The organism is Hafnia alvei, from assembly GCF_964063325.1.
Lineage (GTDB): Bacteria > Pseudomonadota > Gammaproteobacteria > Enterobacterales > Enterobacteriaceae > Hafnia > Hafnia alvei_B.
This window is the reverse complement of sequence record NZ_OZ061315.1, coordinates 4,467,237-4,489,182: the sequence shown is the minus strand read 5'-3', so window position 1 is coordinate 4,489,182 and position 21,946 is coordinate 4,467,237. Positions and strand designations below refer to the sequence as shown.

19 protein-coding genes are annotated in these 21,946 nt (G+C 50.5%); 13 read left to right on the top strand and 6 right to left on the bottom strand.

Translation table 11 applies throughout. The features are described from left to right. Positions 1 to 62 precede the first annotated feature (62 nt). Positions 63 to 2,177 carry an IgaA/UmoB family intracellular growth attenuator gene (locus AB3Y96_RS20910; protein WP_367300128.1) on the bottom strand — a complete coding sequence of 705 codons (2,115 nt, stop codon included), beginning with the start codon at positions 2,175 to 2,177 and terminating at the stop codon, positions 63 to 65. Between the two features lie 449 nt (positions 2,178 to 2,626). Here AB3Y96_RS20910 and nudE point away from each other — a divergent pair, with 449 nt between their 5' ends. Next, positions 2,627 to 3,193 (top strand): ADP compounds hydrolase NudE, encoded by a 567-nt coding sequence (gene nudE, locus AB3Y96_RS20905; protein WP_367300127.1) that lies wholly within the window; start codon positions 2,627 to 2,629, stop codon positions 3,191 to 3,193. A gap of 65 nt (positions 3,194 to 3,258) precedes the next feature. On the opposite strand, the gene mrcA is transcribed toward nudE, so the two are convergent. Further along, positions 3,259 to 5,829, bottom strand: a complete 2,571-nt coding sequence (gene mrcA / locus AB3Y96_RS20900; RefSeq protein ID WP_367300126.1) for a peptidoglycan glycosyltransferase/peptidoglycan DD-transpeptidase MrcA — start codon at positions 5,827 to 5,829, stop codon at positions 3,259 to 3,261. A 120-nt stretch (positions 5,830 to 5,949) separates the two neighbouring features. On the opposite strand from mrcA, the gene pilM reads away from it, so the two are divergent. The 12 genes from pilM (at position 5,950) to trpS (ending at position 16,162) form a co-directional block, all read left to right on the top strand. Beyond that, a complete protein-coding gene (gene pilM / locus AB3Y96_RS20895) occupies positions 5,950 to 6,792 on the top strand; it encodes a pilus assembly protein PilM (RefSeq protein WP_367300125.1) in 843 nt (280 codons plus the stop codon). Then, on the top strand, positions 6,780 to 7,310 hold the full coding sequence (locus AB3Y96_RS20890) for a PilN domain-containing protein (RefSeq protein WP_367300124.1): 531 nt from the start codon (positions 6,780 to 6,782) through the stop codon (positions 7,308 to 7,310). The genes pilM and AB3Y96_RS20890 overlap by 13 nt, the downstream gene beginning before the upstream one ends. Beyond that, the gene (locus tag AB3Y96_RS20885; RefSeq protein ID WP_367300123.1) at positions 7,303 to 7,812 is read left to right on the top strand and encodes a hypothetical protein; all 510 of its coding nucleotides are present in this window, start codon (positions 7,303 to 7,305) and stop codon (positions 7,810 to 7,812) included. Before AB3Y96_RS20890 ends, AB3Y96_RS20885 begins: the two co-directional genes overlap by 8 nt. Further along, positions 7,809 to 8,162 (top strand): hypothetical protein, encoded by a 354-nt coding sequence (locus AB3Y96_RS20880; protein WP_367300122.1) that lies wholly within the window; start codon positions 7,809 to 7,811, stop codon positions 8,160 to 8,162. Before AB3Y96_RS20885 ends, AB3Y96_RS20880 begins: the two co-directional genes overlap by 4 nt. Continuing rightward, positions 8,159 to 9,466 carry a DNA uptake porin HofQ gene (hofQ, locus tag AB3Y96_RS20875; protein ID WP_367300121.1) on the top strand — a complete coding sequence of 436 codons (1,308 nt, stop codon included), beginning with the start codon at positions 8,159 to 8,161 and terminating at the stop codon, positions 9,464 to 9,466. Before AB3Y96_RS20880 ends, hofQ begins: the two co-directional genes overlap by 4 nt. A gap of 321 nt (positions 9,467 to 9,787) precedes the next feature. Beyond that, positions 9,788 to 10,306, top strand: a complete 519-nt coding sequence (aroK, locus tag AB3Y96_RS20870; protein WP_046459763.1) for a shikimate kinase AroK — start codon at positions 9,788 to 9,790, stop codon at positions 10,304 to 10,306. Between the two features lie 165 nt (positions 10,307 to 10,471). Beyond that, positions 10,472 to 11,557, top strand: a complete 1,086-nt coding sequence (gene aroB, locus AB3Y96_RS20865) for a 3-dehydroquinate synthase (protein ID WP_072309427.1) — start codon at positions 10,472 to 10,474, stop codon at positions 11,555 to 11,557. 84 nt (positions 11,558 to 11,641) lie between these two features. Further along, positions 11,642 to 12,751: an SPOR domain-containing protein gene (locus AB3Y96_RS20860; protein WP_072309428.1), complete on the top strand. Its 1,110-nt coding sequence runs from the start codon at positions 11,642 to 11,644 to the stop codon at positions 12,749 to 12,751. 148 nt (positions 12,752 to 12,899) lie between these two features. Continuing rightward, positions 12,900 to 13,712: an adenine-specific DNA-methyltransferase gene (gene dam, locus AB3Y96_RS20855; protein ID WP_367300120.1), complete on the top strand. Its 813-nt coding sequence runs from the start codon at positions 12,900 to 12,902 to the stop codon at positions 13,710 to 13,712. Between the two features lie 39 nt (positions 13,713 to 13,751). Then, positions 13,752 to 14,429 (top strand): ribulose-phosphate 3-epimerase, encoded by a 678-nt coding sequence (rpe, locus tag AB3Y96_RS20850; RefSeq protein WP_367300119.1) that lies wholly within the window; start codon positions 13,752 to 13,754, stop codon positions 14,427 to 14,429. Further along, entirely contained in the window at positions 14,422 to 15,138 is a 717-nt protein-coding gene (locus tag AB3Y96_RS20845; RefSeq protein WP_367300118.1) for a phosphoglycolate phosphatase, read from the top strand. Before rpe ends, AB3Y96_RS20845 begins: the two co-directional genes overlap by 8 nt. 19 nt (positions 15,139 to 15,157) lie before the next feature. Further along, positions 15,158 to 16,162 carry a tryptophan--tRNA ligase gene (gene trpS / locus AB3Y96_RS20840; RefSeq protein ID WP_072309432.1) on the top strand — a complete coding sequence of 335 codons (1,005 nt, stop codon included), beginning with the start codon at positions 15,158 to 15,160 and terminating at the stop codon, positions 16,160 to 16,162. Positions 16,163 to 16,258: 96 nt separating this feature from the next. On the opposite strand, the gene cysG is transcribed toward trpS, so the two are convergent. From cysG to nirB, 4 genes are all read right to left on the bottom strand, one after another. Beyond that, the gene (gene cysG / locus AB3Y96_RS20835) at positions 16,259 to 17,641 is read right to left on the bottom strand and encodes a siroheme synthase CysG (protein ID WP_367300117.1); all 1,383 of its coding nucleotides are present in this window, start codon (positions 17,639 to 17,641) and stop codon (positions 16,259 to 16,261) included. A 73-nt stretch (positions 17,642 to 17,714) separates the two neighbouring features. Next, positions 17,715 to 18,518 (bottom strand): nitrite transporter NirC, encoded by an 804-nt coding sequence (gene nirC / locus AB3Y96_RS20830; RefSeq protein ID WP_367300116.1) that lies wholly within the window; start codon positions 18,516 to 18,518, stop codon positions 17,715 to 17,717. Positions 18,519 to 18,933: 415 nt separating this feature from the next. Continuing rightward, the gene (gene nirD, locus AB3Y96_RS20825) at positions 18,934 to 19,266 is read right to left on the bottom strand and encodes a nitrite reductase small subunit NirD (protein ID WP_072309434.1); all 333 of its coding nucleotides are present in this window, start codon (positions 19,264 to 19,266) and stop codon (positions 18,934 to 18,936) included. Next, positions 19,263 to 21,815 (bottom strand): nitrite reductase large subunit NirB, encoded by a 2,553-nt coding sequence (gene nirB / locus AB3Y96_RS20820; protein WP_367300115.1) that lies wholly within the window; start codon positions 21,813 to 21,815, stop codon positions 19,263 to 19,265. The genes nirD and nirB overlap by 4 nt, the downstream gene beginning before the upstream one ends. Positions 21,816 to 21,946: the final 131 nt, after the last annotated feature.

Sequence of the window (21,946 nt, the reverse complement as noted above, 5' to 3'; positions counted from 1 at the left end):
CGGATGCTGGCCTTAAAGAATTATATTTTTACTCTATCGGCTTGTCATGCCAGCCGATGAAATTAACGGCGTGGGGCAGTATCAAAAGGCATGATGCTGTGGTTAATGCACTGGTCGTAGTAGCGCTGTATTTCAGGAATACGATTCATCGATTTTTGTATTCTAAACATAAACATCAGGGCGTTAACGATAATAATTAGCGTCACGGCGAGCAGCAGCGCACAGGTTAAAATGTATCGCCACAGCGTCAGGCCATCAGGCTCGCTGTGCAACATAATATGCCGAGTACCGTTGGCATCAGTGCTGAGTTCGGTGATCACCCCGCTGGCTTTAAATGGCGTCGTCAGCAGCTGCTGTGAGAGCGACTCCAGTTCACGCCACTGATCGATAGCCGTGTAATCGTAGAGTGAAATGGCAGGCTGTGGATGGTTAACCAACTGCTTGCCTTCATCGCTAATAATCAAAAAACCGCCCGGCGGCGTTGCGGTGAGTGACTGCGCGGCCTGATGCGTCTCGCGATAATAGAACGAAGAGACGGCGCTATTGACGATGTTTGATAATAGCTGGGCGCTGGCCGGACGTAGCAGTACGTTCACGCCGTCCAACCCTCCGTTTTGCGCTTTTTTCAGCAGGGCGTTCCATGATTTGCTGTTGCCAAGATTCACCAGCGAGTTTTTTAGCCTTGTGCATTCTGACTGTTGTGCACACAGGTCGTCGGTACGCAGGACGATATCGGCAAAGTCATCCAGTAAGATCATGCCAGATTTTTGAATTGCACTAGCCAGTCCTGGATTAACTTTCTGGTCTTCATTGTTCGCGTTTAGTTGGCGATTCACCGTCGCAAGTAATGCCGCTGCATTATCAACGATATCAGACGCAGGTGCAGACATGGGGGTCGCATTGCTCCAGTAAATCGCCGAGCAATCGAAAGGCATGAAAGGATAACGTACCCCGTCTTGATAGGATGCGGGAACGCGGCACATGCCGGTACCTTGAATATTTAAGGTATCCCCAACGTGCAGCGGCAGCGCGGCCAGCGATTTCACGCTATTCACATCAACGCTGTGTGTTCCATGTAACCACGCAGAGCTGAGTTTGAACGGGATGCTGAGAGGCTGCGTGGTGAGCAGCAACGTGAGTGTAAGAAGCGCTCCGCCTAACAGCACGATATTGCGTCCCCAGCGCTGCAGGGGAAAGTTTTTAACCTCATCGTGCAGCGAGAGGAAGCGCCCCTGACGCACCACGTGCCGGCTAAGATACATCTCGATATCGGTTTTGTGCCCGAGATCTTTTTGAATGTAGTTCTGCCAATGTGCGGGATAAATGAGATCTAAGGTGCCTAACGAGACGTTGTTGATTTGCCCAACGTTAGACTCACCAAATAACCCCCAACGCTTGGGGATCCCACGAATGCAGTGGATTTCTTTCAGATCGCGTTCGGAAGGGCGGCTGTACAAGCGCCAGATACCCCATGCAATAAGCCCAGTTGCGACGGTAAGCAGCCACGGCATCAAGGCGTTAGGACTCATCAGGCTGGCATACAGCATGAGCAATGCCACCACGATTACGATAGATTCGCGGATACCACCTTGCTGGCTGAGCTGATACTCCAGCTGGGTTTCTTTGCGAACGCCTTGCAGCTCGACTTTTTCACTTTCGGTCTGGCGAATGGAAGCGCTGCTGGTGCTATCGGGAGGAGGAAGCAAATCCTCTTGCGCTGCGTCAACCAACGAGTGGCCGTTGATCGAGATAACCAAAGGGATGCTATGAGTTTTGATCACCTCAAGCTGGTTATCGTCGGCGATATATTGCTCCCAAAAAACAGGCAGGTGAACCTCAATATTATCAAGGTAATAGCGTCTTTTATTGGGATCGTCTGTGGTGAGTTCGTAGCGGGTTATCGCGTGGACGAGCGGGTAAACGCGATCCCCCTGAGGCATCAGGCGATGTTGAGCTACGGGCATGGGTGCATGAGAGGAACCTGAAGGAGAATCTAGCTTATTGAGATATTGCTCAATGGCCTGAAGTTCGTCTTTTTGCAGTTTGCGCAGTTTAGTTTTAAGAAATGGGAAAGATGTTGTTAATAAGGCAGATTTTTTCATCTTAGACCAATAGGCACATCCGGCAATCAGCAGGCAAAGGATCAGTAGGATTGATGCGATAACTGGTGCGCTCATGCCGACCCCGTTTGGTAATCATCACCTTTCCACCTTGTCCAAAAGGACATTATACGGATGAATTATAAAGCGAATATAAATATATGTTATGAAATGATTTTATTTATAATTTTGCAAAGATTGTCGCATATTCAAGTAAAAAGGTTAGCAGTCGGAGTCTGCTGATTATATCGGCATTATCCGATTTTTCTCATATGTGGCAAGTAATAGCGGCATATTGAGTAGAATTTTTTGGCTCAAGCTGGCTGGAAACAACACTGCAAAATATACTCAACAATTGTTGCGAATCTCACACCTTCTGCGCACAATGCAGAGTAACCAAATACTGTGATCTGCATCTATAAACTAAAATATCGAATCAAAATATGTCGCCTGTCAGTCGCCATTCCCATGATTTGGATATTGCAGTATTACGATAATCGACGGGAAACCATTAATTCGGGGCCATCATGGAAAAACTCCCACAAAAGCCAAAAATTCTCAGCGTGGAAACCATTGCACGCTCACGCCTGTTTAATGTGGAGTCTGTGGACTTAGAGTTTAGCAATGGTGTGCGCCGCGTGTATGAGCGAATGCGTCCCTCTGAGCGTGAAGCCGTGATGATTGTGCCTATTCTCGGCGACGATCTGCTGCTGATACGTGAATATGCTGTAGGGATTGAGAGCTATGAGCTTGGTTTTCCTAAAGGGCTGATTGATCCTGGAGAAGACATTTTTCAGGCGGCAAACCGAGAGTTAATGGAAGAGGCGGGTTTTGGTGCCGAGCAGTTTACTTTTATGCATAAGCTGACGATGGCGCCTTCCTATTTTTCTAGTCGGATGAATATTGTTTTGGCGGAAGATCTCTTCCCAGAGCGTTTGGAAGGGGATGAGCCCGAACAGATGCCGGTTGTGCGCTGGCCGATCGCGCGCATGATGGAGCTGCTTGACGATCCTGATTTCCGTGAAGCGCGCAGCGTAAGCGCGTTGTTCTTAGTGCGAGAGCTTTTGGCTGCACGAGCCGTTAACGTTGGCTGATTAACGCAAACGCTAAATATAAAAAAGGGGCCAATTGGCCCCTTTGTCATTTCAGTGGTTCTGCTCTAGAACAGTTCGTGGCTTTCGCCACCGCTGTCGGTCACCGTGGTGCCAGCTTCATGCACCGAATACTCCGTTGGCTGAGTGCCATCTATGAAGTATTCAGACTTGCTGCCAGCCCCTCCGCCTGAGAGTTTGCCGGTGTATTTGTCGATAGTGACGCTAACAATACCCGGTGGTGGAGCCATTTTCTGCTCAGGAACGCCTTCTAATGCGGCTTTCATAAAGTCATCCCACGCTGGCTGGGCGCTTTTCGCACCGCCTTCGCCGCCGGAGATTTGATCTTTAATGGCACCAGAAGCGGTACTGCGACCTAAATCGCGGCGATGATCGTCAAAGCCAATCCACACGCTGGTCACGATATCGGGACCATAGCCAGAGAACCATGCATCTTTTGAACTGTTGGTCGTACCGGTTTTACCACCGATATCATGACGTTTCAGATCACGCCCTGCACGCCATCCGGTACCCATCCAGCCGCCACCTGGCTCACCCCAGATGTTGCTGTTGAGCGCGTCATGCATCAGGAACGCCAACGGCGTGTTGATCACATGCGGTGCGTATTGTTGATCCGAATCCTGATTCATCTGTGCCGGAGTGACTTGCTCAAGCTGAGGCATCGGTACTGCCGCGTTGGCGTTGCTATCCTGAGAAATCGCGACGTTTTCGACGCTATCATCGGTAAGCGCAACGGATTTTGGCGTTTGTCCGTAGATCACGGGCAGATTACAGCTTTCACAAACAACCTTCGGTTTAGCTTCGAAGACCACTTTATCTTCACCGTCGATAATTTTGGTGATGAAATAAGGGTCAATCAAATAACCGCCGTTAGCAAACACGGCATAGCCGCGAACCAGCTGCATTGGGGTAAATGACGCAGAGCCTAACGCTAAGGATTCGGTATGCACGATATTTTGCGCAGGGAAGCCGAAGCGTTGTAGATATTCCGCTGCGTAATCTACTCCCATCGCACGCATCGCACGCACCATCACCACGTTCTTCGATTCACCTAAGCCCTGACGCAGGCGAATTGGGCCAGCGTACGTTGGCGGCGAGTTCTTAGGACGCCAATCGGTGCCTGCACCCGCATCCCAGCGAGAAATCGGTAAGTCGTTCAGAATCGATGCCAGCGTTAAGCCTTTATCCATCGCCGCCGTATACAAGAATGGCTTGATGTTAGAGCCGGCTTGGCGCAGAGCCTGAGTGACGCGGTTAAATTTACTTTGGTTGAAGTCAAAACCACCCACCAGTGCTTTAACTGCACCGTCTTGCGGGTTAAGGGAAACCAGCGCCGAGTTCACATCTGGAACCTGAGCCAACCACCATTTTTGATCTTCATCCTGACGAACCCAAATTTGTTGGCCCGGCTGAATCACATCGTTGACGCGACGCGGCGTAGGGCCTTGAACGCGATCGGTTTTGAACGGGCGCGCCCAGCGAACTGTCGCCATTGGCAGCGTGACATTATCGCCGTTGGCTAGCATGACGGTGGCTTCATCTGCGCTGGATTCAGTGACAACCGCAGGCAGCAATGGCCCATAGGTTGGCAATGTTTTTAGCGAGTTCATGATTTGCTCACGCGACCATGTTGGCTGACCTACTTTCCACAGCACATTAGACGGCCCACGGTAGCCGTGGCGCATGTCATAGGCGATAACGTTGTTACGCAATGCGCTTTGAGCGGCTAACTGCAGGCGCTTGGTGACGGTGGTGTAAACCTTATAGCCATCGGTATAGGCGTTTTCACCGTACTGTTTCAGCATCTCCTGACGCACCATTTCAGATAGGTAAGGTGCAGAGAAGTCGATTTCTGGCCCGTGGTAGCGCGCTTCTAACGGTTCGCTACGTGCTTGGTCATATTCAGCGCGGGTGATGTATTTCTCATCCAGCATACGGCTCAGTACCACGTTACGGCGGGCGAGGGCACGATCGTGAGAATACAGCGGGTTAAACGTTGACGGTGCTTTTGGCAGACCAGCGATCATGGCAATTTCGCTCAGCGTTAGCTGATCGACGGTTTTGCCAAAATAGACCTGTGCCGCTGCGCCAACGCCGTAGGCACGATAACCCAGATAAATTTTATTGAGATACAGATCGAGAATTTCATCTTTAGTCAGCAACTGCTCAATGCGGATCGCAAGGAAGGCCTCTTTGATTTTACGCATCAGCGTACGCTCTGGACTCAGGAAGAAGTTTCTCGCCAGCTGTTGGGTGATGGTACTCGCACCTTGCGAGGCATGACCTGTGAATAACGCCACAGAAGCGGCGCGGAAAATCCCCACCGGGTCAACACCGTGATGTTCGAAGAAGCGACTGTCCTCAGTCGCAATAAAGGCATTCACCATCTGCGGCGGAACTTGTTTCAGCGGCAGAGGTACACGGCGTTTTTCACCGTATTGCGCGATGAGATACCCATCGGCGCTATAGACTTGCATCGGTGTTTGCAGGCGGACGTCTTTGAGCGTCGCGACATCGGGCAGCTGTGGCTCAACGTATTTGTACAGACCAAATACTGCGGCCGCTCCCAGCAGAATGCAACAGACTGCAAGAATGATTAGATACTTTACGAACTTCACCTAGAATTTCCCATCACTTGTCAATTGGGCAGTTTATAAACAAACGCGCAGTAGTATAAAGGCAACCCAGCACGGAGGATACGTTCTTTTCTTTCATTGACGATACGGAGATCGCTGCATATGTTCGCACGGACTTGGCAGTTAGGGATAGATATTCAGCCTCGGACATTTTGCGCCGTGGCGGTAAGTTATCAACGCAAAGGCTGGCAGCTCAGGCGTTGGTGGCAGTTTTCATCACACATAAATGTGGTCGAAAGTGGACGATTATGCCAATCAGAATGGCTGAATAATCGACTTTCTGACCTACGTCGCCAGCTTCCTAGCAAAACTTCGGTGCGTATCGGTCTATCGCCGGAAATTATTATGCAGCAAAGCATTTCGACGCCAGAGATGAATTTGCCTGTTAATTTACAGCGCAACATTCTTGATTTAGCCGCAGAGCGAAGCCTTATGCTGCCTCGCTCGGAGTTTGTTTGCGACTACACTCGTTTGCCCTCCCAACCGAAAGCATGGCTGATGACCGCTGTGCGCCAGCAAGATATGCAGGATTGGCAAATGCCGTTGAAGGCTGCCGGTCTGACGCCGAGCGTCGCGGATATCACCCCTTGCGCGCTACGCCGAGCGGCAGCCCTTAGCGGGCAGTCGCCAACCGCATTATTACTCCATGTTGGGGAATATGTGCTGACGTGGGCTGCGCCCCTCTCTCAGCCGCTGGCGTTTGGGTTTATCGCGCGCCAGAGCCATGAGTCGATGCCTGAACTTATCGAACGAGCCGTTTCGAACGCCGCGCTCCAAGGGATCGGCGGCGCAGAGATACTAACCTGTGGTGCTGACAACGCCTCAGGATGGTCGCCATTTCGCGCGCTGACCTACCTACAACCGCCTTTGCCTTCGCAGCCGGAGTTGTTTGCTTTGGCCGTCGGGCTGGCGCTGTGTAAGGAGAGAACCTCATGGAGCAGATAAACCTTTGTCCTTGGTTTTCGACTTTACGCACTCAGCGACTGCGGCTTTGTATGCTGTGTTTGGCTGCCGTGGTGATTCTGCTGATATTGATAGCCAGTTACTCCGTCTATCAGACGCAGCGTCGAATTCAACGTTGGGAGGCTGTAACAGCCGTATCGCAACGACAGAGCCAGCTGCTACAGCACCAGCAGGTGCAACTAGCTGCGTGGGTACAGCAGGCCAAAAATCAGCTGCGCCAGAACCAACAATACGAGGGCAACCGTGAAAGTAATCGGCAGGTCCTTACCTTTATTTTAGCGCTACAACGGCATATTCCGGCACCAGTGTGGCTGACACGCCTTTCATGGCACTCAAATCGCTTAGAAGTTGAAGGGATGACATCAGCGCCAGCCGCAATATCTACCTTTACACAACACCTGAATCAAAGCGGTGATTTACCCAAGTTGCAACTCATGAAAATGAGCGTTGCTGAGCCAGATTTGCAAAAGTTTTTGCTCGAAGGTGGTCAGCATGAATAGCGCTGTTGAGCACGTGATTGGCTGGCTATGTGAGTTAAGCCCGCGCCGTTTTTATGCGTTTATCTGCGCCATCTTTCTATTTTGCAGTGCGCTAGGTGGGTTTGGCGCGCTCGCGTTGGCTCAGCGGACTGAATCACCTTCTTGGCAGCGCCAGCAAGATGCGCAAGCCGCGTGGGAACGATTGAGTACTCGTGTCTTAAACCAGAAAGCTTCCCTCCTGCAGCTTTCAATTAGCGTCATATCGATGAAGCCGTTGGCGGCGCAGTGCACTGATTTGCCCGTTGGTGAACGTTTTGCTCAACACATGGCTTGGCAGAAAGGCTCGCGAGTTAATGGCGAAAAGGTGGAGAGCTGGAGAATGAAAGGCTCGCTAAGCTTTCCTCAGCTCGTGCAGTTACTGAGTGAATTGGCTGGCTGTGCTCGGCTAATCACACGGCTAGAACTGGAGTCGAAATCTGAAACGATCTCAGGACAGATCTTGCTCGAGGGGGATGGAATATGAAAACCGAATCCTTTTGCCCTAGCTGGCAAGTTCCTTTTTTTGTATGCCTAGGCGTTATGTCGATCACTACCTCTCAGGCGGAAAGAGATCCTTTTCATCCTTTGATATCGCAATCAGTATCCGTTGGGCCAGGTTCGGGGCGGGTTTTGGGCGTGATTGGCGATGGCCGCTGTTGGCGAGTGTGGGTGGCGTCAATGAATGGAAACGCGATTGTTGCTGTACCGCTGTTCTCGCCGCGTAGCGATATGGAAGATATATCGAAAACCAAGGCGTTCTCGGTGTTCGAAAAGCCAGCTGTTTATCCGTTTAGTTGTCCGACGATAAAAACTGAAAAGGAACTCATGGAATGAAAATGCTCAAAAAGGAATTTTGCTGTGGTTGTTTGCTCTGGCTTAGTGCTTTTTCGACGCTTGCAACGCCGCCGCGAGATAGTGCACCGATAACCCTTGCCTTCTTTGACGCACCTTTGGTTAACGTGCTGCAGGCGTTAGCGGATAATCGTCACCTTAATTTAATGGTGAGTGAAGAGGTTAAAGGCAATACCTCAGTGAAATTGGTTGACGTGCCTTGGCGGCGGGCATTGCAGGCAATAGCACGTATGAATCAGTTATCGATTGAACAAACGGGCAATATTCTCTTTGTGCAGACCGCTGAGAGCGTTGATAGGCAGCAAGAGTTGGTGCATAAAAAACAGCAGCAAGAGAAGGAACAGGAGAAAACGTCCATCTCCATTGCACTGCAGCAGGCGGATGTGGACGCCGTGGTCAAAAGCCTAACGCAGCAAAAAAGCGGGTTGTTAAGCCCGCAAGGTAGTATCAGTGCCGACCCGCGCACCAACACGATTTTGGTGCGGGACTTTCCCGAAAATACCCGAGCGGCTCAGGCTTGGATTGCAGAGCTCGATCAACCCGTATCACAGGTGCAGTTAACCGCGCATATCGTGACGATCAATCGTGAAAGCCTGAATGAGTTGGGAATTCGCTGGGGTACCACGGGGTCTGATGATAGTACTGCGTCTGACTCAAGCGGCTTTCGGCTGAACCAATTCAACATGGGATTGCCGGTGGAAGGGCGGGCGTTTAACGCTGGTTTTCAAGTTGCGCGCATCGGTGGTCGCTTATTAGAGCTGGAGCTTTCGGCTCTAGAAAAAGAAGATAATGTGGAAATTATTGCCAGTCCTCATCTGATGGCGACAAATCTACAGACGGCAAGTATCAAACAGGGAACTGAAATTCCTTATGAGGTTTCTAGTGGCGCCAGTGGATCGACCTCGATAGAGTTTAAAGAGGCGGTGTTGGGGATGGAGGTAACGCCTCGTGTGATGCGTAATGGAAAAATCACGCTGATGCTGCAGATTACGCAAAATATGCCGGGCAGGAGTATTAAGCAGGGTGACGGTGAGGCGCTGGCCATCGATAAGCAGGAGATTAAAACACAGGTCACCCTGAATGATGGCGAAACTGTTATCCTAGGCGGGATTTTTCAACGGCAAACTGTGCATGGAAAAACACAGGTGCCGAAATTGGGCGATGTTCCCTTGCTTGGTGCGCTGTTTCGCGACTCAACGGAAGAGGCAAAACGGCGTGAACTGGTGATTTTTATCACGCCAAGATTGGTGAAAACGGAAATGCCCACTGCATTACTCAGGAAATAAGCATTCAATACTTTTTTGCTCAAAAGGTAAAAATTTTTATCACATGAATGGTTTCCGCGTTTGACGCTGCGCTTGATTTAGCTTACAAGGGTAGCGAATTAAGCACCGAGCTTTTCCGTACCCCGGCCAAAGCGTTATCGCCGTGAAGTAACCTTTGGCGTGCGCTGTGATTTATTCGGTTGCCAAACTACCTAGAGTGTTGAGATAATTTTTCGTCTGATCTCACACTATCGCTCATGAGGTTTCAGTTTAGGTCCCGTCGCTAATTTGATTGGCGGGGCGGGTTATCATTAACGAATTGTCTTAGTAGTACCGAAAAACATGGCAGAGAAACGCAATATCTTTCTGGTTGGGCCTATGGGTGCCGGCAAAAGTACTATTGGTCGTCAGTTAGCTCAGCAACTGAATATGGAGTTCTTCGATTCCGATCAAGAAATTGAGCGACGCACCGGAGCTGATGTTAGCTGGGTATTCGACGTGGAAGGTGAAGAAGGGTTCCGCGATCGTGAAGAAAAAGTCATCAATGAACTGACTGAAAAACAAGGCATTGTTCTGGCAACTGGTGGTGGTTCCGTGAAATCTCGCGAGACCCGTAACCGCTTGTCAGCTCGCGGCGTGGTTGTTTATCTTGAAACCACCATCGAGAAGCAATTGGCTCGTACACAGCGTGATAAAAAACGTCCGCTGTTGCAGGTAGATACACCGCGTGAAGTGCTGGAAGAATTGGCAAAAGAACGCAATCCGCTGTACGAAGAAATTGCTGATGTGACCATCCGTACGGATGATCAAAGTGCTAAAGTTGTTGCTAACCAGATTATTCATATGCTGGAAAGCAACTAATAATACCCTTGTTACTGGGGTTGCCGCGACGTTGGCTGTGTGCGTTCGCCGGAATAACTTACTGATGTAGGTTTGTCGGGGTTCGTTCACTTGCTGGCTTTCAGCTATCCCTGCTGATTTGGTTATATACTGAATTCTTAATCTGAAAAAGGTTCTGAGCACACCATGGAAAGGATTACCGTCACTCTTGGGGAGCGTAGCTACCCGATAACGATAGCCTCTGGTTTGTTTGAGGAGCCTGCTTCATTTCTGCCTTTAAAGGCAGGCGATCAGGTTATGTTAGTGACCAATGAAACGCTGGCGCCGATATATCTTGAACGTGTCAAACATGCGCTTGAGCAGACCGGTGTTCGGGTAGATCATGTGATCTTGCCGGACGGCGAACAATACAAAACGTTGTCTGTGATGGAGCAAGTATTTACTGCATTGCTGCAAAAGCCCCACGGGCGTGATACCACGCTTATCGCTTTGGGCGGCGGTGTTATTGGCGATCTAACCGGTTTTGCGGCTGCGTGCTATCAGCGCGGAGTTCGTTTTATTCAGGTGCCAACAACATTGTTGTCTCAGGTCGACTCTTCCGTTGGCGGAAAAACAGCCGTTAATCATCCACTGGGTAAGAACATGATCGGGGCTTTTTACCAGCCTGTGTCTGTCGTGGTGGATATTGACTGTTTGAAAACGCTGCCAGCGCGCGAACTTGCTTCAGGCTTAGCCGAGGTTATCAAGTACGGCATCATTCTTGATGGTGAATTCTTCGTATGGCTAGAAGAGCATTTGGATGAGCTGTTAGCGCTTGATAATAAAGCAATGGCGTACTGCATTCGTCGCTGCTGCGAGCTAAAAGCTGAGGTCGTTGCTGCGGATGAGAAAGAACAGGGTGTACGTGCCTTGCTGAATCTTGGCCATACTTATGGCCATGCGATTGAAGCAGAAATGGGCTACGGTAATTGGTTGCACGGGGAAGCCGTTGCAGCAGGGATGATGATGGCCGCTGAAACGGCGCGTCGCCTTGGCCAATTCAGTGAGGCAGATGTCGCTCGTGTAAGAACGTTAATTGCGCGTGCGGGACTGCCGGTTACCGGGCCAAAAAGTATGACTCCAGAATCTTATTTACCGCACATGATGCGTGATAAGAAGGTACTGGCGGGTGAACTGCGTCTGGTGCTGCCAACAGCGATTGGTCAGTCAGAAGTACGTTCAGGCGTAGCCCATGAGATTGTCTTGGCTGCGATTGCGGATTGCCGCGGTTGATGATGTTGTTGAATCATTGAATATTGAATTGACCGGTGAGAATCAAAACGCCCCACCGGTTTTGCCTCTGACTGGAGGGTGGATATGGAAGAAGAAGAGTTCAAACCTGATGAAGATCTAAAGCCTGATGCAAGCGATCGTCGCCCGACGCGCGCACGCAAGGCTCGTCCTTCAGCGCCGAAACTAGCGGTATCTCGTCAGCATATGATGATGGGGATCGGTATTTTAGTGCTGCTGGTGTTGATCATCGGCATTGGTTCCGCGTTGAAATCACCCTCGAAAGGTGAGGCAGGTCAGCAGGCTAACAGCGGTGGAACCAAAGATATCAGCCTGTCGGGATCTTCTTCCTTATCCAATAATACGGCGAGTAATACCACTGATGCCCACGATGGTAGCGGTGTGAACAACTCCGGTATGATTGATCATTCCGCTGACGCTGGGAACGTGCCAGCCGCGCAGCCGCAAGACGTGTCTGTTCCGCCGATTTCCAATACGCCAACTCAGGCAGCACCTATTCAAGGTGAGCAAGGGCAACAGCGTATTGATCTGGCTGGTAACAACATGTCCGATGCGCTGACTCAACAGCAAGGGCAGGTTGACTCTGCGGTACAGGGCGTTGATGGAGGGGCTAACGCTTCAACATTGCCAACGGCTCCGGCTACGTTGGGCTCGGGTGCTGCTGTTTCTAAGCCTATTACCAACAGTGGTACTGCGCAAAATATTCGCCCGATCCAAACCAAACCTGCGTCTACGGCGAACAATAATGTAACCAAGCCGCAGTCAGGCAAAGCAACGGTTAGCAAAACGCCTACGCATACGGCAAACGTTGCGAAACCAACAAACACCAAGACGCCAGCAACGACGGTAACTAAACCTGCAACACATGCGGTCAGCTCTGCCGCGAGCGGTGCCAATGCGTCACTGAAAGGTGCGCCTTCTAACCACTATACGTTGCAGCTGAGCAGTGCATCGCGTTCAGACTCCTTGAACGCCTATGCGAAAAAACAGAATTTGGCTCATTATTGGGTTTATGAAACTACCCGTAACGGTAAACCTTGGTATGTACTGGTGAGCGGAAGTTACTCAAGCTCGGCTGAAGCAAAACGGGCGGTGTCTACGCTGCCTGCTGATGTTCAGGCGAAGAACCCTTGGGTACGTCCGATGAGCCAAGTACAAAAAGACGTTAAAAAATAAACAGTGGTATACCTAAGTTATTACAGCTGCGAGGCCGCTTTTGGTCATCGCAGCTGCGAATAATAACGGTATAAAATGCGCGCTGATGTGCTGTCTAGAACAGTGTTTGATCCGCCGATTTGAATTGTAAAAGTAGCTTACTGACGGCATGAAGAAAAACCGCGCTTTTTTAAAATGGGCTGGTGGAAAGTATCCACTGGTAGACGAAATTCGTCGATATTTGCCTGCCGGAAAGCGGTTGATCGAGCCCTTTGTTGGGGCCGGTTCCGTATTTTTGAATACGGATTATGAGGAATACCTGTTAGCGGACATTAACGCTGACCTGATCAATCTGTACAACATCGTTAAAACTCAGCCTGATAACTTCGTTCGTGACGCTAAAGTGATGTTTAGCGGAGAGTTTAATCAATCTGAGATGTTTTATGCCCTGCGGTCTGAGTTTAATCAGAGCAACGATCCATACCGTAGAGCGGTGTTGTTCCTGTACTTGAATCGACATTGTTATAACGGATTATGCCGCTATAACTCTCGTGGTGAGTTCAATGTACCCTTTGGTCGCTACAAGAAACCCTATTTTCCTGAGGCTGAATTGTATTGGTTTGCACAGAAAGCGCAGAAAGCGACTTTTGTCTGCGAGCATTACACTCAGTCGATGAGCCAAGCGGTGGATGGAACGGTGGTGTATTGCGATCCGCCTTATGCGCCACTGTCTGCAACCGCGAACTTTACGGCTTATCACACCAGCAGCTTCAGTATGACAGATCAATTAAAACTCGCTGAAGTGGCATCAAACTTATCGTTACAGCATAAGATCCCGGTACTGATCTCTAATCATGATACCGAGCTGACTCGCCGCTGGTACGCACAGGCCGATCTGTTTGTTGTAAGCGCACGTCGAACGATTAGCAGCAAAGTCGGTGGACGTAACAAAGTAGACGAATTGCTGGCGCTGTATTCCTGAAATTTGCACAGTGTCTGAACCGAGCACATGGAGAAACGGATGAAACAGTATTTAATTGCCCCGTCGATTTTGTCTGCAGACTTTGCCCGTTTGGGAGAAGATACTGCCAAAGTATTGGCGTCAGGCGCTGACGTTGTTCATTTTGACGTAATGGATAATCATTATGTCCCGAATTTAACCATCGGCCCGATGGTGTGTAAGGCACTGCGCGACTATGGAATCACTGCGCCTATTGATGTTCACTTGATGGTGAAGCCCGTCGACCGCATCATTCCTGACTTCGCCGAGGCAGGTGCCAGCATTATCACTTTTCATCCTGAAGCCTCCGAGCACGTCGATCGTTCTTTACAGCTGATTAAATCCTTGGGCTGCAAAGCCGGTCTGGTGTTCAATCCTGCGACATCGCTGAGCTATCTTGAATACGTGATGGATAAAGTTGATGTGATCTTGCTGATGTCGGTAAACCCCGGCTTCGGTGGTCAGTCGTTTATCCCTACGACGTTGGATAAACTGCGTCAGGTACGCAAGCTTATCGATGCCAGCGGCCGTGATATTCGTTTAGAAGTTGATGGCGGCGTGAAGGTCGATAACATTGGGGCTATTGCTGCCGCTGGTGCAGATATGTTTGTTGCCGGCTCTGCAATCTTTGGTCACCCAGACTACGAAAAGATTATCACTCAGATGCGTGGCGAAATCGCCAAGGCGTGTAATGAGTAGCTCCGGCTCTACCCAGTTCATATCCAAACGTTTTGAAGGCATTCAGGCAATTGCCTTCGATTTGGATGGCACGCTGGTGGATAGTGCTTCGGGCCTAGCGGCTGCGATGGACAAAGCCATGAAGGAATTAGGGCTGCCTATTCCTGGCTTGGAGCGTGTAAAGAACTGGATCGGAAATGGCGCAGATATGCTGGTGAACCGTGCCTTAGTCTGGGCGGATAAAGAGCCGACCGATGCATTGTGCCTGCGAACCCGCGCAGCATTTGATTTTTATTATGCCAGCACGGTTGAAACGGGCAGTCAGCTTTACCCTAAAGTGGCGCAAACGCTCGCTTCGTTGTCCCATCATGGCTATTTACTCGCGCTGATTACCAATAAACCTACGCCGTTTGTTCGACCATTATTGGTTTCCCTCGGCATCGATGGTTATTTTACTCATATCGTGGGTGGTGACGACGTGGTGCAGAAAAAGCCCCATCCCGCTCCGTTATACTTAGTACTGGCTAAAGCTGGCGTATTGGCGAGTGAATTGTTGTTTGTTGGCGATTCTCGTAACGATATTCAGGCCGCGCATGCCGCTGGGTGTCCTTCTGTGGGGATGACCTATGGTTATAACTACGGTGAACCCATCGAACGTAGCGAACCAAGCTGTGTATTAAACCAATTTTCTGACTTGTTGCCCCTGATCGGGCTGCCCCCTTTAAGCTAAGACGTATAGGAACTGTGACATGAGTAAGCCCATCGTTTTCAGTGGCGCACAGCCATCTGGTGAACTGACCATTGGTAACTACATGGGTGCTTTGCGCCAGTGGGTGCAGATGCAAGATGAATACGACTGTATTTATTGCATCGTTGATCAGCACGCGATTACCGTGCGTCAGGATGCTCAGCAGCTGCGTAAGGCGACCTTGGATACGCTGGCGCTGTATCTGGCCTGCGGTATTGATCCCGAGAAAAGCACTATCTTTGTTCAGTCTCATGTTCCTGAACATGCTCAGCTTGGCTGGGTGCTTAACTGTTACACCTATTTCGGTGAACTGAGCCGTATGACGCAGTTCAAAGATAAATCAGCGCGTTATGCTGAAAATATCAATGCGGGCTTGTTTGATTACCCTGTGCTGATGGCGGCGGATATCTTGCTGTATCAAACCACTCAGGTACCGGTGGGGGAAGATCAGAAACAGCATCTGGAACTCAGCCGTGATGTGGCAGCACGTTTCAATGCGCTCTATGGTGATATCTTTAAAGTGCCAGAGCCGTTTATTCCTAAGTCTGGTGCTCGCGTGATGTCTTTGCTTGAGCCGACCAAAAAGATGTCCAAATCTGATGATAACCGCAATAACGTTATCGGTTTATTGGAAGATCCTAAGTCTGTTATTAAGAAGATTAAACGTGCGGTAACCGACTCTGACGAGCCAGCGGTGGTGCGTTATGATGTTGTGAATAAGGCCGGTGTTTCCAACCTGCTGGATATTTTGTCTGGCGTAACGGGCAAAACTATTCCGGAACTGGAACAAGAGTTTGAAGGCAAGATGTATGGCCATTTAAAAGGTGCCGTTGCCGACGCGGTTTCTGGAATGCTGACTGAACTGCAGGAGCGTTATAACCGCTTCCGTAATGATGAGGCTTTCTTGCAGCAGGTTATGCGTGATGGTGCTCAGAAAGCGCGTGCGCGTGCGCAGGAAACGGTGAAAAAAGTCTATGATGCCATTGGCTTTGTCGCTCAGCCGTAATTTTTGACCGCTAAGCTATAATGAATAAACCCGCTTATCGATAGCGGGTTTTTTTGTTTCTTATCAGTCCATAAGCTCTCTAGAGCTGTTTGGAATTTACTGTTTAGCTATCCCACTGAACCAATTCAGTTTGTCTCGTAGTGAAACGACGGCACCAACGATAATCAGGCTCGGGCTTTCGACCTGCTGTGCCAGTTCACCCAAAGCAGCAAGTTCTCCGGTGACCACTTTTTGCTGCACCGACGTGCCGTTTTCCACCAAGGCAACAGGCATGGATTCACTCATCCCGTGCTTGATTAACTGTGTCTGTATTTCAGTCGCTTGGTTCAATCCCATATAAAATACTAAGGTTTGCTTTTCAGCCGCTAAATTTGCCCAATCGAGCGAGGTATCTTTTTTGGCATGACCCGTGACCAAGCGTACGCTTTGAGCGTAATCACGGTGGGTGAGTGGAATGCCGCTGTAGGCTGAACAGCCGGAGGCTGCGGTAATCCCAGGGACGACGGAGAAAGCAATGCTGTCATCCGCTAAAACTTCCAGCTCTTCGCCTCCGCGACCAAAAATAAAGGGATCGCCACCTTTTAATCGCACCACGCGTTTGCCATTGCGGGCATTGCGCAGCAGGATTTGGTTGATTTCATCCTGAGGCACGCAATGGAAGCCTGCACGTTTGCCCACGAAAATGCGTTCAGCGTCACGGCGGACTAAATTCATTATGTCGTCAGAAACCAGACGGTCATAAACCACGACGTCAGCCTGTTGGATCTGCTGCAAGCCTTTCAGTGTCAATAGGCCCGCATCACCCGGCCCCGCACCGACCAGAACCACTTCGCCGCGCTGTTCCAATGGCTGCTCGAACAGATCGGTGAGATGCTTATCAACCATTTCGGCGTCTTGGTTTGCTAAAGACTGAGCGAGACGATCGTGGGCGAATAGGCGTTCCCAAAAACGCCTGCGTAGCGTAATCGTTGAGAACTTGTCTTTCACCTGCTGGCGTAAGTCACCGGCAAGGCGGGCTAGTTGGCCTAAATGCTGAGGTAAAATAGCCTCGAGTTTTTCACGCAGCAGGCGAGCAAGTACCGGCGATTTACCGCCTGAAGAAACCGCCACCATCAGCGGGGAGCGGTCGATGATAGAAGGCATGATAAAACTAGCACGCTTAGGCGCATCAACCACGTTGCAGAAGATCTGACGTTCGCTGGCTTGCTGATAAACAAGATCGTTAACGTTCTCATCATCGGTTGCAGCAATAACCAGCCAAACGCCTTCCAATAGCGCGGGAGAAAATTCGCCATGTGCCTGTTTTAGCTTGCCATCTTGAGCCCATAGATCAAATTGTGGGGTGAACTCTTTGGCGTTAACCATAATATCTGCCCCTGCATCCATCAGCAGCCGTGCTTTGCGTTCAGCGACTTCGCCACCGCCGACGAGCAGGCAGGCTTTTTGCTGCAGTTGACAAAAAATCGGTAAATAGTCCATCCAACAATCCTCACTACGGAAATTTGCTTCGGCAAAAAATAGCGCACCGCCTGAGCGATGCGCCATAAAATCATTAAGCAGTCTGATTTTGTTGTGCCGCGGCTTCCGTGACCGGACGCTGCGCGCGCGGCGTTGCATACCAGTAGCCTAGGCCCATAAAGACCGCACCGGATAATGTATTACCCAGAGTTACCCACAGCAGATTATGGCCGATACCGCTCAGGGTAAAGGATTCGCCGTGGTTGCCGAGCCAAGATAGGGCAAAAAGGGTCATGTTGGCAACCGAGTGCTCGTAACCGGAGGCGATAAATGCGAGCAAGCACCACCAAATGGCCAAGAATTTGCCTGCACCTTCAGTGCGCAGCGCCATCCAAATCGCTAAACAGACCAGCCAGTTACACAGCGCGCCTTTGAAGAACAGCACGGCAGCAGGCGCAGTAGTTTTCGCCAACGCGGCGGTGTGCACTAAGCTGCTATCGACAGGCAGTAAATTTCCGCCGCCGTAATAATATAAAACGGCAACGAAGATTGAACCGATCAGATTGCCCAACCACGTTTGCGGCAGAATGGCTAACCACTGGCCTCTGCTAATGGTGCCTGCTTTAACACCCAGCGTGAGGAACATGGTGTGGCCGGTAAACAGCTCAGAACCAGCAATGATCACCAGCGTTAAGGCGATGCCAAACGTTGCGCCCATGAGCAAAGGACGCAGTGCAGGTTCAACCATATTGCCGAGCGTGAAGATCAGGATGATGCCGAGGCCAACATAAGCCCCCGCCATCGCAGAGCTAATCCAAAATCCAAACGGGTTATCTTTGTTCAGGCGAACAATGCGTGCCGCATTGGCTGCGCATTTATTGATGGTGTCGGTAAACATACTGGCTTCCATGTTTGTTAAAGATTAAAAGTAAAAATTTTTGGGTAAAACTAAAATCTGGGCGGCTTAATATTTCGTTCTCTTCGCGATATTTCATTGCTGTGTAAGATTTCGACCTTTTCCGGCACGTTGTCCTTCAGCCGAAGGGAGGAATTCAGGCTAGGATTCGCCGACAGGACGTCGGCGAAAGAACGGAGGAGCCAGGATGGCGATTGCCGTTCGTTCCGTTAAAGCCTGAATGACGATATTCGGGTACCTGCGCAGCAGGCTGAAGGAGGGTGCCAAGCCCAGATGCAAGGCGGCGGCGATTGGCCGCCTTGCTCGGACGCCTGCTCAGTGCACATGTAGATTTCAGTGCTTTAGGCGTACGAAACCTACACTGCCCGAATATATAATGTCCGTCCTGCTAGCGTTTTTAATCTACCGCCTGTACCTGCACAAACCCATCAACCAGACGGGTTGCAAAGTGCGGTACGGAATGGGCTTCATCTTCGAGGCAAAGCCCATCCACCAAGCGGAAGTGCTGTTTTTTCAGCGGGCTAGCAACCCACAGTTCGCCCTGATGTTCTGCAATCAGGCCGCGAGAGAGCACGCTTGAACCGGCAAAAGGATCGATATTGGAGATGGCAAAAACCTGCTCATCTTGGTAAGGGCGGAACACCGCCACCTGATGAGTGCCCACTAAAGCGCACACGCCGGTGCCGGGTAGAATATCGTTTAACGGGCAAACATTAATCCACTGGCTCATGCGTTAGCCTCCTCGGTTGCGATCAGGGTGACAGGAATACGCTCGTCTGGGCGTGCAGGACGGTGCTGAGCGCGTTCAGACACGATCTGAACGTTAGGGTCGCGTTGATCGCTGTTGATGAAGTGAGCGAAGCGTACCTGCGCCTCAGGGGTGTTTACGGTTTCAGTCCACTCGCAGATCACTTTTTCGCGCAGGCGGGCAATTTCTTGCTCCAGCAAGGCATTCATCCCGAGTTTATCGTTGATGATGACGGAACGCAGATAGTCGATGCCGCCTTCCAAGCTCTCTAACCAAACAGACGTACGCTGTAATTTATCGCCGGTACGGATATAGAACATCATGAAACGATCGAGGTATTTAATTAGCGTTTCGCGATCGAGATCGGCAGCCAATAAATCGCCATGGCGTGGTTTCATCCCGCCGTTACCACAAACGTAGAGGTTCCAACCATTTTCGGTGGCGATAATGCCGACGTCTTTGCCCTGTGCTTCTGAACATTCACGAGTACAGCCGGAGACACCGAATTTCATTTTGTGCGGTGTACGAATGCCTTTGTAGCGGTTTTCCAATTCCACGCCGAAGCCAACGCTATCGCCTACGCCGTAACGACACCAGGTGCTGCCGACGCAGGTTTTTGCCATGCGCAGCGCTTTGGCATAGGCGTGACCGGTTTCAAAGCCCGCTTCAATCAATTTGCTCCAGATAGCAGGCAAATCGTCTTTCTGTGCGCCAAACATACCGATACGCTGTGAGCCGGTGATTTTGGTATACAGATTGTATTCGCGTGCGATCTGACCGATAGCCAGCAGGCCTTCTGGGGTGATTTCACCACCAGCAGAACGAGGGATCACCGAGTAGGTGCCGTCTTTCTGAATGTTGGCAAGGAAGTTGTCATTGGTATCCTGCAGCGGAGTGAGTTCCGGTTGCAGAATGTAGTCGTTCCAGCATGAAGCCAGCAGAGAACCAACCGTTGGTTTACACACTTCACAGCCGTAGCCTTTGCCGTATTTTTCCAGCAGCTGGTTGAAGGATTTAATCTCTTCGACGCGGATGAGGTGATACAGCTCTTGGCGTGAATAGGCAAAGTGTTCGCATAGGTGGTTATTGACTTCAATACCTTGTTTCGCTAACTCGGCGTTGAGCACCTGAGTCACGAGCGGAATACAGCCACCGCAGCCGGTACCCGCTTTCGTTGCCGATTTAATCGCCGCAACGGTATGACAGCCTGCGTTGACCGCCTTGATAATGTCGCCTTTGCTGACGTCAAAGCAGGAGCAGATTTGCGCCGTTTCTGGCAATGATTCCACGCCGATAGCCGGTTTACCTTTGCCCGCGTGCGCAGGCAGGATCAGGCTGTCTGGGTGTTCTGGCAGTTCAATATCGTTGAGCGTGAGCTGAAGCAGATTGCCATAATCGCTGGTATCGCCCACCAACACCGCGCCGAGCAGACGTTTGTTGTCAGCGCTGACGATAATGCGTTTGTAGATTTCTTGGCTTTCATCAAGATAAACGTAGCTGCGAGCGCCTTCGGTGCGGCCGTGTGCATCACCGATACCGCCGACGTCCACGCCCAACAGTTTCAACTTGGCGCTCATATCTGCGCCGTGAAAGCCGTTTTCGTTGCCGAGCAGATGGTCAACGGTGACCTGAGCCATCTTGTAGCCAGGAGCGACCAAGCCGAAAGTGCGGTCGTTCCATGATGCGCATTCGCCAATAGCGTACACGTCAGGATCGGAGGTTTGGCACTGATCGTTAATTACGATCCCGCCGCGGCGAGCGGTGGCTAATCCACATTGATGCGCCAGCTTATCCTGAGGGCGGATACCGGTTGAGAAAACGATGAAGTCGATTTCAAGCTCGGTACCGTCGGCAAAGCGCATGGTTTTACGTGCTTCGCTGCCGGAATGGATGATTTCTTGGGTATTTTTGCTGGTATGAACGCGCACGCCCATACGCTCGATTTTTTCACGCAGTTGCTGGCCGCCCATCGGGTCGAGCTGCTCAGCCATTAATACAGGCGCAAATTCGATAACGTGAGTTTCAACGCCCAAGTTTTTCAGCGCACCGGCGGCTTCTAGGCCGAGGAGGCCGCCGCCGACCACGGCACCGCGTTTGCTACGGCGTGCACAGGATTCAATGGCGTTAAGATCTTCGATAGTACGATAAACAAAGCAATCCTGGCCTTCGCTGCCTTTAATTGGCGGGATCCACGGATATGATCCAGTTGCCATAATCAGCTTGTCGTACTGAATAGTACGGCCAGAGTTGGAATAGATGATTTTCTCACTGCGATTGATCGTTATGGCGCGTTCACCGACCAGCACGGTGACGTTATGCTTTTGGTAGAAGCCTTCTCGAACGAGCGACAGCTCTTCGGCGGTGTGATGTGAGAAGTAGGAAGAAAGATGAACTCGGTCGTAAGCGACGCGAGGCTCTTCACAGAAAACGGTAATCTCAAATTGATTCGGCTCAGCCTTCTCTAATAGTTCTTCGATGAAGCGGTGACCGACCATCCCGTTACCGATAATGGCGAGTTTAATTTTGCTCATTTTTGCCTCAAAATTTGCTGCAAATGAAAAGAATTCTACGCCTACCATAATCCTCCGTAGTTTGTATTTATTGATGTAAATCAATTTGATCCTCATATACCTCTAAGGTGGTAGTCGTCTGATTTTATTGA